The following is a 15,989-nucleotide window of genomic DNA, read 5'->3' as shown; positions in this document are numbered from 1 at the left end:
GATACTTTCCGTCCCGGCCGAGCGCTCGTCAGAACTGCCACTTTTTTATTTGCGCAAAAGAGGAAGCATAGCGACAGGTTCGGGTATTTGGGCCCTGTAATTTAAATCCGCATTTATCTCACTATCTATAGAGGTAGGAGACTTCTGTAACTGCCGTTTCACTTACGTGACAAAAAACATTCGTTGAAAGGAAACTAAAAGGCATCTAGAAATCATTCCAGATGCCTGATACCGTTCCGAAAGAACGTTTTATTATTTCATTTTAATTTCAGCTAATGCGTTTAAGAATTTACCGTTTAGTACTTTAATGTAAGTACCTTTCATACCTAGAGAGCGAGATTCGATTACACCTGCAGATTCTAGTTTACGTAATGCGTTTACGATTACTGAACGTGTAATGCCAACTCGGTCTGCAATTTTTGAAGCAACAAGTAAGCCTTCATGGCCATCAAGCTCTTCAAAGATATGTTCAATAGCTTCTAACTCACTGTATGAAAGAGAATTAATGGCCATTTGTACAACAGCTTTGCTACGAGCTTCCTCTTCAATTTCCTCAGATTTTTCACGTAAAATTTCCATACCAACTACTGTTGCACCATACTCAGCTAAAATTAAATCATCATCCTCGAATTGTGAAGATAAACGAGCAAGAATTAATGTACCTAGACGCTCACCACCACCAACAATCGGAACAATCGTTGTTAAGGCATTTTGGAATAGCTCTTTGTTTTCAACAGGGAAAGCAGTATGTTCGTCATTAATATCTAAGTTTGAAGATGTTTCAGAAATTGTAAACAAGCTATGTGTATACGCTTCTGGGAATTGACGCTCTTCGAACATCTTTTTCATACGTTCGTTTTCAATTTGTTGATGAATTGAAATGCCTAATAGCTTCCCTTTACGGCTTACAATATAAACATTACTGTCTATAATATCTCCTAAAGTATCTGCCATTTCTTTAAAGTTTACTGGCTTACCAGCAGATGCTTGGAGCATCGAGTTAATTTTACGCGTTTTTTCTAATAAATTCATTATATGTTCCTCCTATAAATAATCCGAAGAGTATTTACTTAATATTCTAAAGTTTTTTACAACTGAATGAAACTATTCAGCCTTATATTACAATATAAACTGTGACAAATCTTTGTTTTTTACTATACCCGCAAGTTTTTGATCTACATACGCAGCATTAATCGGAATATTTGCAGGCGCAATTTCTGCAGCTTCAAACGATAATTCTTCCAATAAACGCTCTAAAATTGTGTGTAAACGTCGAGCTCCAATATTATCGGTCGCTTGATTGACCTCGGTTGCAATTTCTGCAATTCGTTCAATCGCGTCTTCCGTAAAGTTTATTTCCACACCTTCTGTTTCTAACAAAGCCTTGTACTGCAAAATAAGTGATTGGTCAGGCTCTTTCAAAATACGTACAAAATCTTGTTTCGTTAATTTTTCAAGCTCTACTCGAATCGGGAATCGGCCTTGCAACTCAGGAATTAGATCTGATGGTTTTGACATATGAAATGCTCCAGCAGCAATGAACAGCATAAAGTCTGTTTTTACAGCACCGTACTTCGTCGTTACAGTAGAACCTTCAACGATTGGCAGAATATCACGTTGCACACCCTCACGTGATACATTTGCAGAGGAGTTACTATCCTTACTAGCGATTTTATCAATCTCATCAATAAAAATAATACCTGACTGTTCAGCTCTTGAAATAGCTTCTTGAGCAACTTCATCTGCATCTATGAGCTTATTCGCTTCCTCGATTGTTAAAATACGACGCGCGTCTTTTACTTGTACACGACGTTTCTTTTGCTTTTTAGGCATCAAATTAGATAACATATCCTGCATGCCACTGTTAGCTGACATATCCATGCCCGTTCCTTGTAACGCATCGAAAATAGAAGGATTTTGTTCCGTTACTTCAACTGTAACCCATTCATTTTCTAATTTACCATTACGTAAATCGATAGCGATTTGCGCACGTTTGGAGCGTACTTCAGTTTCTTCAGAGGAATCGTCATTGGCTTGTGGTTCTTTCCCACCAAATAACATTTCAAATGGGTTTTGCATAGACTGTTTTTTTCGTAAGGATGGAACCAATAGCTTAACGATGGCTTCGTTTGCCAATTCCTCTGCTTGGTCCTTTACAGACTCCATCATTTCTTCTTTTACAAGACGATGAGAAGCTTCTACTACATCACGTACCATGGACTCTACGTCACGTCCAACGTACCCTACTTCTGTAAACTTTGTTGCTTCTACCTTCACAAAAGGTGCATTCGTTAGCTTTGCAATTCTTCGTGCAATTTCTGTTTTCCCGACACCTGTAGGTCCAATCATCAAAATATTTTTTGGAATTACCTCATTCTTCATCTCATCACTTAACAAGGAGCGACGATATCGATTACGTAACGCAATAGCTACCGCTCGCTTCGCTTCATTTTGTCCAACGATATAGCGATCCAAATGCTCAGTAATTTGTCTTGGCGTTAAATTATTTTTTGTCATTAGTTAAGCGCCTCCACGATAATATTATGATTCGTAAACACACAGATTTCAGCAGCGGTTTCTAATGCCGCTTCGGCAATTTCGCGAGCAGACATTGTATCACCCGCATATTTTTTCAAAGCACGACCTGCTGATAATGCATAATTACCCCCAGAACCAATTGCCAACACCCCATCATCCGGTTCAATGACTTCTCCAGTACCTGAAACTAGAAGAAGCGTACTTTTATCCATTACAAGTAGCATCGCCTCTAATTGACGTAGCATTTTATCACCGCGCCATTGCTTAGCTACTTCAACCGCTGCACGTTGTAAGTTGCCATTGTATTCATTTAACTTTCCTTCAAACATTTCAAAAAGTGTAAAAGCATCGGCAACCGATCCGGCAAATCCAGCAAGTACCTGCCCATTAAACAGACGTCTGACCTTCCTTGCTGTACCTTTCATCACAACCGCATTCCCTAGGGTTACTTGACCATCACCTGCCATTGCGCAAGCTCCATTATGATGAACCGCAAATATCGTTGTCGCATGAATTTGTCCCATTTGCCTTCCTCCTTAGCTTATTATGCCCTTGGATGAGCATTCATATATGTCTGACGAAGATGCTCTTTTGTTACATGTGTGTAAACTTGTGTAGAAGTTAAATGAGCGTGACCCAATAACTCCTGCACCGTACGTAAATCTGCGCCATTATTCAATAAATGTGTGGCAAAAGTATGGCGAAGCATATGTGGATATATTTTCGTATGGAGCGAGGCCTTGTCAATCATTTCAGTTAAAATATGACGTACACCTCGAGGAGTAAGTTCCCCACCGCGCATGTTGACAAACAATTGCTGATGACTTGTGTTTTTCATCAATCGAGGACGAGCTTGTTCTATGTAATCCTGCATAGCTAAACTCGCAAATTGCCCGAATGGAATGATACGTTCTTTTCGCCCTTTTCCCATTACCCTAATAATTGAATAATGGAAATCAATATCTTTTACTTGAATAGAGGTAAGCTCACTTACACGAATACCTGTCGCATATAACAGCTCTAATATAGCTGTATTTCTTAATGATTTCAAATCATCGCCAACATTCGCATCAAATAGCTGCTTCAACTCTTCTTCGTAGAAAAAACTAGGTAAACGTGATTCTTTTTTTGGATGATAAAGTGATCGAAATGCCCCATCATCTAATCCGTACTGTCTATTTAGGAAGCGATAGAAGGAGCATATTGAGGAGATTTTCCTTGATACCGATGATCTTGCTCTCTTTTCATCATACAACTTCGTCACATAAAGACGTGCATGTATATACTCAACACTAGCTAAATCATTTACGCCCTCCGCCTGCAAAAACGCTAAAAAATCTAGTAGATCCGATTCATACTCTCGCACTGTATGAACAGAGAAGTTTTTTTCAATTTGAATATAAAGCATAAACTGTTCAAGTGCATCTTGGGACGAAACTAACATTAAAAGATTCACCACCAACGAATTATTATAAACCTTCTGTATATGACGGCTCATTACCATAACGTGGGATTGGTTTTTTGTTCGGGCTGGTCGCTTTCCCGGGGGCGTCCAGTCGGAACGGAATCCAATATCTATATTTAGCATACGTTTCAACGTCATCCCTAACGTTTGGTGTTGAACCCAAATACTTACACCTTGCTATTAAAAAATGTACAATTTCGTGTATCTCTTTAGTTTGTCATGTTGGGTATCGTTAATGTAGAAAACATACATATTGACACTATACCTATCTTCATCATATAGCAAGTGGAAATGTTTATATTTTGAGAAAATCTCCATACAAAATAATAAAATACGTGTAAATTAGCATTTTACCTACAAAAAAGAAAAAGCCTCTAAGAGTATATCAACTTTTAGAGGCTTTTTGCAATCAAATTGTTTGTGAATTCACAAAATTACGAATTGTGCTTATTGCTCGTGTAGCATGCATCTCTGCACGCTCTGGTTTTGAACGACGTCCTGGTGGTAGTTCAGGGAAAATTCCAAAGTTAACGTTCATTGGCTGGAAGTTTTTCGATTGTGCTTCTGTTATATAACGCGCCATACTTCCTAATGCCGTTTCAAATGGGAAGATAAGTTGTTCTTGTCCTAATGCTAAACGAGCCGCATTAATACCAGCAATTAAACCACTACCAGCAGATTCAACATATCCTTCGACACCTGTCATTTGACCAGCAAAGAAAATATTTTTTCGCTCGCGAAGCTGATACGTTTTCTCTAGAACCTTTGGTGAATTAATGAACGTATTTCTATGCATAACTCCATAACGAACGATTTCAACATTCTCTAATCCTGGAATTAATTGCAGTACTTCCTTCTGTGGTCCCCATTTTAAATGGGTTTGGAAGCCAACGATATTGTAAAGAGTTCCTGCTGCATCATCTTGACGTAATTGAACAACAGCATAAGGTCGTTTCCCTGTTTTTGGATCTTCTAGACCTACTGGCTTCATCGGTCCAAATAACATTGTTTTCTCCCCACGAGCAGCCATTACTTCGATAGGCATACAGCCTTCAAAGTAAATTTCCTTTTCAAATTCTTTTAATGGCACAACCTCTGCTTCGATTAACGCTTGGCGGAAACGATCAAATTCTTCCTTTGTCATAGGACAGTTTAAATAAGCTGCTTCCCCTTTATCGTAACGCGATTTTAAATAAACCTTTTCCATATCGATGCTGTCTTTTTCAATAATTGGTGCTGCTGCATCATAGAAATATAAATAATCTAAACCTGTTAAGCCCTGAATTTTTTCAGCTAAATCTTTCGATGTTAGCGGTCCTGTGGCAATCACAGTAATGCCCTCTGGAATTTCAGTGACTTCTTCATGAATTACTTCGACAAGAGGATGATTTTTCACAGAGTCTGTCACATAGCCCGCAAACTCATGACGATCTACTGCTAAGGCACCGCCTGCCGGTACTGAACATGCATCTGCTGCCTTCATAATAACAGAATCTAAAATACGCATTTCCTCTTTAATTACACCTACGGCATTTGTTAAGCCATTTGCACGTAATGAGTTTGAACAAACAAGCTCTGCAAATTTATCAGTATGGTGAGCTGGTGTTTGCTTTACCGGACGCATTTCATAAAGTTTAACTTTCACACCGCGTTGAGCAATTTGCCAAGCGGCCTCACTGCCCGCGAGACCTGCGCCTATTACATTTACTACTTGTTCAGTCATGTTCTTACCATCTTTCTATCATTGAGTAGGTGTCTCTTCATAGTCACATTTCGTACACTGAATTTGCACACCTTTTTTAATTTTTTTCTCTACTAATAATGCACTACATTTAGGGCATGGTCTACTAATTGGCTTGTCCCAAGAAACAAATTCACACTCAGGGTACTGATTGCAACCGTAGAATAAACGCTTTGTTTTACTCTTTCGTTCGACAATTTCGCCAGTTTCACAGGAAGGACATTTTACGCCAATAGGTTTCATAATAGCTTTTGTATTGCGGCAATCTGGGAAGTTTGAACAAGCCATAAATTTCCCATATCGTCCAAGCTTAAAGACCATCGGAGATCCACAAAGCTCACAATCCTCACCAGCGGGTTCATCTTTTATAACAACCTTTTCCATAGCCTCATCTGCATGCTTTACATGGACCTCAAAATCCTTATAAAACTCACGGACAATTTCTTTCCACTGACGACTACCTTCTTCAATAGCATCCAAATCTTGCTCCATTTGTGCTGTGAATTCGATATTTATTTCATCAGGGAAAAACTCTAGTACGAGTTGGTGCACGATTTCTCCCAGCTCAGTTGGCATAAATCGTTTTGCATCTAAAACGACATAGCCACGGCGCTGTATTGTATCGAGGGTCGGTGCATATGTGGACGGGCGCCCTATACCTAACTCTTCCATTGTCTTTACAAGACGCGCCTCTGAATAGCGTGGTGGTGGCTGTGTAAAATGTTGCTTTGGCTCAATTTCAAGAGATTTTACTTGATCGCCAACTTCCATTTCAGGCAGAAGCTTTGTTGTTTCTTCAGTTTGATCATCTGTACCCTCAATATATAACTTCATAAAGCCAGCAAATTTAACTTGTGAGCCGTTTGCACGGAATAAAACATCCCCATTTTGTAAATCAACAGCAACTGTATCAAGGACAGCCGGCGCCATCTGACTAGCGATAAAGCGCTCCCAAATTAAACGATATAAGCGCAATTGGTCGCGACTAAGCACTGCTTTTAATTCCTCTGGAGTTCGGATCGTGCTAGTTGGACGAATAGCCTCATGGGCATCTTGTGCATTAGATGCTTTTTTAGTCTGCTTCGACTCCGTGGAGATGAATTCTTTCCCGTACTTGGATTCAATGTAGGCAATTGCCTCCGTTTTTGCTGTGTCCGAAATACGTGTAGAATCGGTACGCATATAAGTAATTAAACCGACTGTCCCCTCTTTTTTACCAATATCAATACCTTCATATAATTGTTGGGCAAGCATCATCGTTTTCTTAGCACGGAAATTTAACTTACGTGCTGCTTCTTGCTGTAAAGAAGATGTTGTAAAGGCAGGTGCTGCATTTCGTTTACGTTCTTTTTTAGATACATTGACAACTTCAAAACTTGTACCTTTAACATTTTTTAAAATAGCTTTTACTTGTTCTTCATTTGTTAATTTAATTTTTTCTTTACCATCACCATAATAAAGCGCATCGAACGTTTTCTTACCTTTTTCAAAAGAACCTTCAATTGTCCAATATTCTTCCGGTTGGAAATTTTTAATTTCATTTTCACGATCAATAATCATGCGTAGTGCTACAGATTGTACTCGTCCTGCTGATAATCCCTTTTTAACCTTTTTCCAAAGAATCGGACTAATGTTATACCCAACAAGTCTATCCAAAATACGGCGTGTTTGCTGTGCATCTACTAAATCCATGTTAATAGGACGAGGATTTTTAAAGGATTCTACAATCGCATCCTTTGTAATTTCATTAAAAACAACACGACAATCTGAATTAATATCAATATTTAACGCAGTCGCAAGGTGCCAAGCAATCGCTTCTCCCTCGCGGTCTGGATCGGCCGCTAGGAATACTTTCTTCACTTTTTTAGCCGCAGACTTTAATTCCTGTAAAACAGGACCTTTACCACGAATAGTAATATATTTAGGTTCAAAATCATTTTCAGGACCAACGCCCATTTGGCTGCGTGGTAGATCACGAACATGCCCGATTGACGCTTTCACTTTATATTTTTTCCCTAAATATCGTTCAATTGTTTTTGCTTTTGCTGGTGATTCTACAATCACTAAATAATCCGCCATCTATTTTCTCCCCCTTAGAGAGGTCTATTGCTATTTTTTAAGTTACCTGTTGCAAAATGTATAACAGATTTTAAGATAATGCAACTTTTTTTCAATTTTTGTTAGAAAAGAGAGTTAGTGTTTCAACGATTTCGTGACCATCGCACACCGGAATAGCTCCTTCTAATAGTAGTTTATTTGTGCCTTTTGATTGCTCCGCATTAATTGGACCCGGTACAACAAATACATCTTTTCCTTGCTCTAAAGCATATTCTGTTGTAATAAGTGTGCCGCTTCTTAATGCTGCTTCGGTTACAACTAAAGCTTTGGACAATCCACTAATTATTCGGTTACGCATTGGAAAATGCCATTTTTCAGGCTTCATATATGGGGGATACTCTGTGACAAGTAACTGATGCTCCGCCATATGCTCAGCGAGAGACTGGTTTTCCTTAGGGTATATAAAATTAAACCCATGTCCAAGCACTGCAATTGTGGAACCGCCAACTTTTATCGTTGTCTCATGAGCAATCGTATCTGCCCCTCTTGCAAGCCCGCTTACGACAGTATATTCGTGTTCAACAAGAGGCGGGACAATTAGGTCCAAAGCAGTCTTTGTATAAGCTGTAGCCTTTCTAGAGCCTATAATGGCTACTCGTTTTTCTTTCGTTAATAAAGAATACCGACCTTTCACATACAATACAGTAGGTGGGCTGGATATTTCAAATAATTGCACCGGGTATAAAGGATGATGAAAAGGGATAGGGGAAATATTAGCCCGTTCATAAGCTTCCCGAAACGAAAATGTCATTATTTGTCGAAAACTCTTGGATATTTCCACCGCTCTTTGGGATGATATTTGCAATGCTTTGGCAATCTCGTTGGGGGACGCTCCTTCAAAATAACTTAGTATATCCACCGGGGACAATAATTGCTGAAGTTTTTGAAGTGGCAATGGGTATATATAATGTAAAGCTAGTAATCTCTGTGTATCGACTGATAAAATCATTTAAAAACCTCCTTTTAATAGAAGAAATTAAATGACCGCATCTTTCATGACATAGCTTTTATAGACAGTAAGTAGGGAGTAGCTATTTTATCTTTTAAAGCCGTGTCTAAATAAAGAAAAAGATGTAGCAACAACGTGCTACATCTTCCATTTTAATGGGTTTTACACTTTTCGTATAGCCCTTTTTCTTTGATTACTTTAATAAGTGTTTCACCAATGACAGATGGCGTTTCTGCTACTTCTATACCAGCAGCATTCATTGCTTTAATTTTCTCTGCTGCTGTTCCTTTACCACCTGAAATAATAGCACCAGCGTGACCCATACGTTTTCCTGGAGGTGCTGTTTGGCCACCGATAAAGCCAACGACAGGTTTCGTCATATTCGCTTTAATCCACTCAGCGGCTTCTTCTTCAGCTGTACCCCCAATTTCCCCGATCATTACAACTGCATATGTTTCCGTATCGTTGTTAAACGCTTCCAAAACATCGATAAAGTTCGTACCATTGACAGGGTCTCCACCGATACCTACAGCTGTAGTTTGGCCAATACCAGCTTGTGTCAATTGGTGTACAGCTTCGTATGTTAACGTACCAGAGCGAGAAACAACTCCTACATGCCCTTTCGTATGGATATAACCTGGCATAATACCAATCTTACATTCATCTGCCGTAATAACACCTGGACAGTTTGGACCAACTAGACGTGTCTTTTTACCTTCCATATAACGTTTAACCTTAACCATATCAAGGACAGGAATATGTTCAGTAATACAGATTGTTAATTCTAATTCAGCATCAACTGCCTCTAAAATAGCATCTGCCGCGAATGGCGCGGGTACATAAATAACTGAAGTTGTTGCGCCTGTTGCAGCTACAGCTTCTACTACAGTATTAAATACAGGCACTCCTTCGATTTCCAGACCACCTTTACCTGGTGTTACACCAGCTACAATTTTAGTACCATAATCAAGCATTTGCTTCGTATGGAAAAGCGCTGTTTCGCCCGTAATCCCTTGTACAATTACCTTCGTATCTTTATCAATAAATACAGCCATTGTTCTCCCTGCCTTCCTTAGCCTACTAGTCCCACAATTTTTTGTGCACCGTCAGCCATTGAATCCGCTGCAACGATGTTTAAACCAGATGCATTTAATATTTCTTTTCCAAGTTCCACATTCGTACCTTCTAAACGTACAACTAATGGCACAGCTAAGCCAATTTCTTTGGCAGCTGTCACAACACCCTCGGCAATAATGTTACATTTCATAATTCCGCCAAAAATGTTTACGAAAATACCTTTTACATGTGGATCAGAAAGAATAATTTTGAAAGCTTCTGTTACTTTTTCTGCCGTTGCACCGCCACCTACATCTAAGAAGTTAGCAGGGCTTCCGCCATAATAGCTAATTGTGTCCATTGTAGCCATTGCAAGACCCGCTCCATTAACCATACAGCCAATGTTGCCATCTAGAGAAATATAACTAAGATCGTATTTCGATGCTTCGATTTCCTTTGGATCTTCTTCATCAAAATCGCGTAATTCGACAATATCTTTATGACGATACAACGCATTTGCATCGAAATTAAATTTAGCATCTAATGCCAAAACTTCTCCTTGTCCAGTTATAACAAGTGGATTAATTTCTACAATAGAAGCATCTTTGTCGATAAATGCTTGATACAAACCTAACATTAATTTAACAGCTTTCCCTACTAGGTTGGCTGGAATATTCATATTAAACGCCATGCGACGTGCCTGGAAACCTGTTAAACCAACAACAGGATCCACAACTTCTTTGAAGATTTTTTCTGGATTTGATGCTGCTACTTCTTCAATATCCATGCCACCCTCTTCAGACCCCATCATTGTTACACGGGATGTTGCGCGGTCTAATACTAGACTTAAATAGTATTCTTTTTGAATATCAGAACCCTCTTCAATATATAAGCGTTTTACTTCTTTTCCCTCTGGACCTGTTTGATGAGTTACTAAAATTTTACCTAGTAATTCTTTTGCGTATGCACGTACCTCGTCAAGGTTTTTGGCGATTTTCACGCCCCCCGCCTTACCGCGTCCACCTGCATGAATTTGCGCCTTGACTACTGTCACATTAGAGCCAAGTTCTTTCGCTACTTTCACTGCTTCATCAGGGGAAAAAGCTACTTTTCCGTTTGGTACAGCTACACCATATTTTCTAAGAATCTCTTTCCCTTGATATTCATGGATATTCATAATACATCCTCCCATCAAACATTTGCATAAAATTGTTTTACTAACATAATCTATTCTAACGAAAGATTCTGATAAAGTCTATACCTTGTCTCTTATTCATTTTTTATCTTTTAATATGACACTTTTTTCTGTTTCGTGTACTAAAACAGAGTTTTATGAAAATCAGAATTCTCTATTTTTTCTATTTTTTCGGCATATTGTTGGTCTAATCGATAAATAAATGCAAAAACCTCAGCGACAGCTTCAAACAATTCTTCTGGGATTGACTCATTGAGATCTAATTGTCCAAGTAAATGAACAAGGTTAGGATCCTCATAAATAGGGACATCGTGCTCATTTGCGCGTGCTAATATATTTTCTGCTATTTTGCCTTTTCCTTTTGCTACTACCGTTGGACTATCAAAACTTCCTAACTTATACGTGAGAGCGATAGCCTCTTTTCGAGTAAATTTTTCTTCACTCATACGCGAAAATCCACCCCACTATGTTCCTCCTGCTGTCCTACTACAGGTGTTTTTACAGGATGGGCTTTTTCAAATTGCTTAATAAAAACGCCTGAAAGTTGATATTCTTTTTCTGCTAGGCCAATTTTCAACGCTGATTTCAGTGGTTCTGCAAGCGGAATAATATCATTTTCATTAAATACTGTCACAGAAACTACACGATTTTGAACCTGCATATCAATAACGGTTTCTTTCATAGATGCCATTTGTAAATAAAATAATATACGTGCATAATTGGCATCAATTTTACCATCTTCCTTCATGCGCCCATTCCACTGCAATGTTGCATCCATTTTCTTACCAAAGAATTCTAATGGTACTTGCATAATAAGCTGATGCTGATGGCCATTCTCTCCTGATGCGAGCTGCATGCCGTTCATGCGTGCCATTAACATTTCTGCTGCTTCCTTCAGCTGCGGAGAAATATGTGTTTCCTGCAATAATGTATGTAGCTGCGGTTTTAATTGATGTGCAATCTGCTGTAAATCTGCTGACTTATTACTAAGTGTCGCTTCATAGCTAACTCCTAGATTTTTTAATACTGTTTTAAGTGCATGTTCCATTGCTTTACTGTCCATAGAGTTTTGTACATGGGCATCTGCTTGCGTCACGATTTGCTGAATCATTGCTTGCGGGGATTCAACACTATTTTTCATAAGATTTCGCATGAATGCTTCATTTTGTAGCGGAGTAGTAGCCTCATGCTTTAAAAGCGATAATAAATGGTCCTTTACCGAGAGAGCATTGGCGTCTTGTGTAAATAAACGCTCCGAAGAATTTTCTGCAAACGCTTTTATAAATTGTTCTTGCATTTGTTTTGCGAAAATCTCTAGCGTTTGTTTAGTTGCTGGTAGCTGATTAAATCGATCGATAAGTTGATTTAATGACTGCTGTTGTTCGTTGGTTAGCAAGCTTTGATTTGCTGTCCAAGATTTAAGCTGGTCAACTAGATGATTGATATTGTCAGATTTTGTCGTTAAAATTGCTTGAATAACTTCTCCAGCCTGTTGAAACTGATTTGACTGAACAGACTTTACATCACTAAAGCTTGACCAGTTTTGCAAGGTTGCCTGCTGAGGAAGAATCCCTGCCTCTTTTAAAATATTCATGGCTTGAATCTTTTCACTCATAGCAGTAGCATTATTTGATAATATTTGAATGGATTTGGCAAGTACTAAACTACCTGTTTCTACTTCAAAAGGCTTTGCAATAGCATTTACTTGTTGGATTAGTGTTTGCTTAAGGTTTGCTGGTAAAGCTATTTCTTTCGTTAAAAGCTGTGTAAAGCTTTCCATTACGGAAACCATGCCAGTAGTTTTTTGTCCACTTATTAGAGCTTGAAAAACATCATTGGTCATCGGCATTTTAAGCTCTACCATTTTTTGAATGGCTTGTAGGGCATCCATCTTCGTAACACCTTCTGGTAATGCCTTTAACCACACTTCTGCCTGCATTAGCTGCTCTTTTGAAATCGGTAGCTGCGCTTTCATAAAATGAGCTAGAAGTTGCTGCATCTCAGCGGTTTTGGGTAAATTCATTGAGTCAAGTAACTGATTGATTTGTTGACTTTGAGAAGCCGTTTGCCCCATAGGGCCCGTAACAACTTTTAGTTCTGTTTGTGGGCTTGTACCAGTTACTTGGAAGAAGTGGGCATCACCTGCTTTTAGCGGCACTTCGAGTTTAGCAATAAACTTCTGATGGCCAACCTGTATTTCTGCCATTTGATCTGGATATAATTGTTTGATTGTTCCTTGAAATACTTGCCCTTGTTTTAAAGTAAGTGGCTGATTATTTAGGGTTAAAGCACTTTGTTGCATTTGAATCGGATTAAAAGATGTGGCTGTCATATACGTACTCCTTTCATCAACTACTCCTTGTAATTGGCGTCCTTTTTTAACGTTTTTTGCTCCGACCAAGCGCTTTCCTAGAGGGCTGAGTCGGAGCTCTAAGCAACTTATTCACAGATACACGTTTTTACAAATATCATTTCTAACTGCTTGAATGTACCTTTTATTTAAAAACGACACCCGCCAGAACATTAACTTATTTCAGCAGATGTTTGTACAATAAACATTTATAGCTGCCGCTTTGCTTTCGCTACATAAAACATCGCTGAAATAAGTTAAAGCATTGACTTTATCGGCTCAAATGATTTGCGATGATGAATAGTTGGACCAAACTTTTCAAGGGCCATTAAATGCTGTTTTGTTCCATATCCTGCATGCTGAGCAAAACCATACATAGGGAATTGCTCGTCCAATTGATCCATATAATCATCTCGAGCTGTTTTTGCCAATATGGATGCAGCCGCAATAGCTAAGCTTTTCGCATCCCCTTTAATTATTGAATCCTGCGGAATAGAGATTGGTAGCGTCATAGCATCAACTAGCACATAATTAGGTTTTATAGATAACGATTCTACACTTGTCTTCATCGATTGCTTCGTCGCTTCGTAAATATTTAATTCATCGATTTGTTGTGTTGATTGGAAATGGATAAAGTAACATAATGCATGCTCTTTTACTAAAGCAGCATAAGCATTGCGTTTATCTTTTGATAATTGCTTTGAATCATTTAATCCGACTAGAGCCTCACAGTTCGCAGGTAAAATAACAGCTGCTGTTACTACTGGCCCTGCTAACGGTCCACGCCCTGCTTCATCTACCCCTGCAATTAAGGTATTCTCTCCTCCGTAACTCCGATCGAAATCAACTTTCGCTTGATGTTCCTGCAGTATCTGTTGCTTTTTCTCTTGGGACCTTTGCCAACTTTGCCAAGCCTTTTGCACACCTGCACGTTCATCGGTTGCTACCCCTGTCATCCAGTCCTGCCATTCCTCCGCTTCTTTCAATGCTATAGTAATTTCTTTAATTGTTTTCATATATTTACTCCCTATTGGTTCTTAACAGTTATTCGTTAATTTTACTTTTTAATAGGCTAAGGATTCACCCTAACGTTTTGGCGTTCTTCATAATATATCCTTTTTTGTAATATGTACTTGAATGCACAGCACTCTTTCTTCCGCACATTTGCAGCCTGAGTCTCCCCGCCCATGCTTTTATACTAACAATACTTTTTTAGAAAGAACAGGTTTGGAATCGTATTACATTTAATGGTATTACGGGTATATTACTTGATTGTAGTGGAGGTCGGGCGACTCCTTAAGCATCAGCAATTGAGGAACAAGGGCTAAAACTATCACATCCTGCGATACGCCTTCACCGGTGCCGCTTCACTTTCACGCGTTGGCCCGAGCCCCTGCAGCGAGCAGCGCAAGTAAAGCGGCTTATCGGACGCCCCCAGGAGTCTTTGCTCTTTTGCGAAAGCGCAGCGACAGCACAAAGCGCAAGCCTTCACTACAATCAATTCCCACGTATAACGCAAAGCTCCGAATCCATTCAAAAATATTTATCTTTTTTTCTCGCTCTATATCATTTATCGGCAAGATGACGTATTCCTAAAAGAAAAACTGTCATACTCACGATTTAAGGTGAGTATGACAGTTTTATTACTGTTCTGTTTCTTTTTCAAGTTGTTCGTCAACAAAGTCAAATGTTAGTTTACCTAATTGCAACCCACGGATATCGCGAACGACTAGTTGAGCTACTTGATCATAATCGATTTCTCCTCCAGGACCGAAAACACGGCGAAGTTTACCGATATGATCGAAGGTCTCCACTAAATCTTCATGGATAAATTGGAAGCCATAGCGTTCTTCCATTCGTGCCGGATAATGAACGGATAAAAAGCGTAGACCATATACAGCTAAATCCTCCATATTCGTTATAGTATCCTTTATAGCACCTGTTAACGCTAATTTAAAGCCTACTTCTTGGTCTTCGAATTTCGGCCATAAAATACCTGGCGTATCGAGTAATTCTAGCTCCTTACCAACCTTTATCCATTGCTGAGCCTTAGTGACCCCTGGCGTATTCCCTGTTTTTGCGATATTTTTCTTCGCTAAGCGGTTAATAAGCGTCGATTTTCCTACGTTCGGAATGCCAACAATCATTGCACGAATGGCTCTTGGCTTCATCCCACGTGATTTCATGCGATCAAATTTTTCTTTCAAAATTTCTTGAGCAGCCTTTGTTACCTGCTGTAATCCTTTGCCTTCAAGAGAATTGATTGCAACCGCCTTATGACCTCGTTGTGCGAAGTATTCAACCCATTTACGTGTTTCGTGCTCATCTGCCATATCTGACTTATTTAAAATAAGGAGACGCGGTTTTTGATTAATTACTTCGTCGATCATCGGATTTCGGGAAGATAGCGGTAAACGTGCATCTATTAATTCAAATATAATATCAACTAGCTTTAATTTTTCTGTAACTTCTCTGCGGGCTTTTGCCATATGCCCAGGAAACCATTGTATAGTCATATCTATACCTCCTAAACTAAAAGAAAAAGGGAGTTTTAACTTCTTTCAGCAGGTGTCCAAA

General features: G+C 39.1%; 13 protein-coding genes. All 13 read right to left on the bottom strand.

Annotation, left to right across the window (positions count from 1 at the left end; translation table 11 throughout):
* Nucleotides 1-252 precede the first annotated feature (252 nt).
* Nucleotides 253-1,032, bottom strand: coding sequence for a GTP-sensing pleiotropic transcriptional regulator CodY (gene codY, locus PVA17_RS00325; protein ID WP_132357446.1), 780 nt, complete (start codon nucleotides 1,030-1,032; stop codon nucleotides 253-255).
* A gap of 87 nt (nucleotides 1,033-1,119) precedes the next feature.
* Nucleotides 1,120-2,517: an ATP-dependent protease ATPase subunit HslU gene (hslU, locus tag PVA17_RS00320; RefSeq protein ID WP_132357447.1), complete on the bottom strand. Its 1,398-nt coding sequence runs from the start codon at nucleotides 2,515-2,517 to the stop codon at nucleotides 1,120-1,122.
* On the bottom strand, nucleotides 2,517-3,062 hold the full coding sequence (gene hslV, locus PVA17_RS00315; protein ID WP_132357448.1) for an ATP-dependent protease subunit HslV: 546 nt from the start codon (nucleotides 3,060-3,062) through the stop codon (nucleotides 2,517-2,519). The genes hslU and hslV overlap by 1 nt, the downstream gene beginning before the upstream one ends.
* Nucleotides 3,063-3,082: 20 nt before the next feature.
* Nucleotides 3,083-3,982: a tyrosine recombinase XerC gene (xerC, locus tag PVA17_RS00310; protein ID WP_274066597.1), complete on the bottom strand. Its 900-nt coding sequence runs from the start codon at nucleotides 3,980-3,982 to the stop codon at nucleotides 3,083-3,085.
* A gap of 430 nt (nucleotides 3,983-4,412) precedes the next feature.
* A complete protein-coding gene (gene trmFO, locus PVA17_RS00305) occupies nucleotides 4,413-5,726 on the bottom strand; it encodes an FADH(2)-oxidizing methylenetetrahydrofolate--tRNA-(uracil(54)-C(5))-methyltransferase TrmFO (protein ID WP_132357450.1) in 1,314 nt (437 codons plus the stop codon).
* An 18-nt stretch (nucleotides 5,727-5,744) separates the two neighbouring features.
* The gene (topA, locus tag PVA17_RS00300; RefSeq protein WP_274066596.1) at nucleotides 5,745-7,823 is read right to left on the bottom strand and encodes a type I DNA topoisomerase; all 2,079 of its coding nucleotides are present in this window, start codon (nucleotides 7,821-7,823) and stop codon (nucleotides 5,745-5,747) included.
* 91 nt (nucleotides 7,824-7,914) lie between these two features.
* Nucleotides 7,915-8,811, bottom strand: a complete 897-nt coding sequence (gene dprA, locus PVA17_RS00295; RefSeq protein ID WP_274066595.1) for a DNA-processing protein DprA — start codon at nucleotides 8,809-8,811, stop codon at nucleotides 7,915-7,917.
* Nucleotides 8,812-8,963: 152 nt separating this feature from the next.
* The gene (gene sucD / locus PVA17_RS00290; protein WP_132357453.1) at nucleotides 8,964-9,866 is read right to left on the bottom strand and encodes a succinate--CoA ligase subunit alpha; all 903 of its coding nucleotides are present in this window, start codon (nucleotides 9,864-9,866) and stop codon (nucleotides 8,964-8,966) included.
* A 17-nt stretch (nucleotides 9,867-9,883) separates the two neighbouring features.
* Nucleotides 9,884-11,044, bottom strand: a complete 1,161-nt coding sequence (gene sucC / locus PVA17_RS00285) for an ADP-forming succinate--CoA ligase subunit beta (protein ID WP_132357454.1) — start codon at nucleotides 11,042-11,044, stop codon at nucleotides 9,884-9,886.
* Between the two features lie 140 nt (nucleotides 11,045-11,184).
* Nucleotides 11,185-11,508, bottom strand: a complete 324-nt coding sequence (locus PVA17_RS00280; RefSeq protein ID WP_274066594.1) for an EscU/YscU/HrcU family type III secretion system export apparatus switch protein — start codon at nucleotides 11,506-11,508, stop codon at nucleotides 11,185-11,187.
* The gene (locus tag PVA17_RS00275; RefSeq protein WP_274066593.1) at nucleotides 11,505-13,394 is read right to left on the bottom strand and encodes a hypothetical protein; all 1,890 of its coding nucleotides are present in this window, start codon (nucleotides 13,392-13,394) and stop codon (nucleotides 11,505-11,507) included. Before PVA17_RS00275 ends, PVA17_RS00280 begins: the two co-directional genes overlap by 4 nt.
* 275 nt (nucleotides 13,395-13,669) lie before the next feature.
* Nucleotides 13,670-14,428: a ribonuclease HII gene (locus tag PVA17_RS00270; protein ID WP_132357457.1), complete on the bottom strand. Its 759-nt coding sequence runs from the start codon at nucleotides 14,426-14,428 to the stop codon at nucleotides 13,670-13,672.
* A gap of 627 nt (nucleotides 14,429-15,055) precedes the next feature.
* Entirely contained in the window at nucleotides 15,056-15,928 is an 873-nt protein-coding gene (ylqF, locus tag PVA17_RS00265) for a ribosome biogenesis GTPase YlqF (protein WP_132357458.1), read from the bottom strand.
* Nucleotides 15,929-15,989: the final 61 nt, after the last annotated feature.

This window comes from Lysinibacillus sp. CNPSo 3705 (assembly GCF_028674935.1).
GTDB lineage: Bacteria > Bacillota > Bacilli > Bacillales_A > Planococcaceae > Lysinibacillus.
Note: the sequence above shows the minus strand (reverse complement) of the source record. Positions and strands in the feature narration are given on the sequence as shown.

Coding starts and splice junctions, on each gene's coding strand:
- codY (WP_132357446.1), bottom strand. CDS start 1,032: ATGAATTTATTAGAAAAAACGCGTAAAATTAACTCGATGCTCCAAGCA.
- hslU (WP_132357447.1), bottom strand. CDS start 2,517: ATGACAAAAAATAATTTAACGCCAAGACAAATTACTGAGCATTTGGAT.
- hslV (WP_132357448.1), bottom strand. CDS start 3,062: ATGGGACAAATTCATGCGACAACGATATTTGCGGTTCATCATAATGGA.
- xerC (WP_274066597.1), bottom strand. CDS start 3,982: ATGTTAGTTTCGTCCCAAGATGCACTTGAACAGTTTATGCTTTATATT.
- trmFO (WP_132357450.1), bottom strand. CDS start 5,726: ATGACTGAACAAGTAGTAAATGTAATAGGCGCAGGTCTCGCGGGCAGT.
- topA (WP_274066596.1), bottom strand. CDS start 7,823: ATGGCGGATTATTTAGTGATTGTAGAATCACCAGCAAAAGCAAAAACA.
- dprA (WP_274066595.1), bottom strand. CDS start 8,811: ATGATTTTATCAGTCGATACACAGAGATTACTAGCTTTACATTATATA.
- sucD (WP_132357453.1), bottom strand. CDS start 9,866: ATGGCTGTATTTATTGATAAAGATACGAAGGTAATTGTACAAGGGATT.
- sucC (WP_132357454.1), bottom strand. CDS start 11,044: ATGAATATCCATGAATATCAAGGGAAAGAGATTCTTAGAAAATATGGT.
- PVA17_RS00280 (WP_274066594.1), bottom strand. CDS start 11,508: ATGAGTGAAGAAAAATTTACTCGAAAAGAGGCTATCGCTCTCACGTAT.
- PVA17_RS00275 (WP_274066593.1), bottom strand. CDS start 13,394: ATGACAGCCACATCTTTTAATCCGATTCAAATGCAACAAAGTGCTTTA.
- PVA17_RS00270 (WP_132357457.1), bottom strand. CDS start 14,428: ATGAAAACAATTAAAGAAATTACTATAGCATTGAAAGAAGCGGAGGAA.
- ylqF (WP_132357458.1), bottom strand. CDS start 15,928: ATGACTATACAATGGTTTCCTGGGCATATGGCAAAAGCCCGCAGAGAA.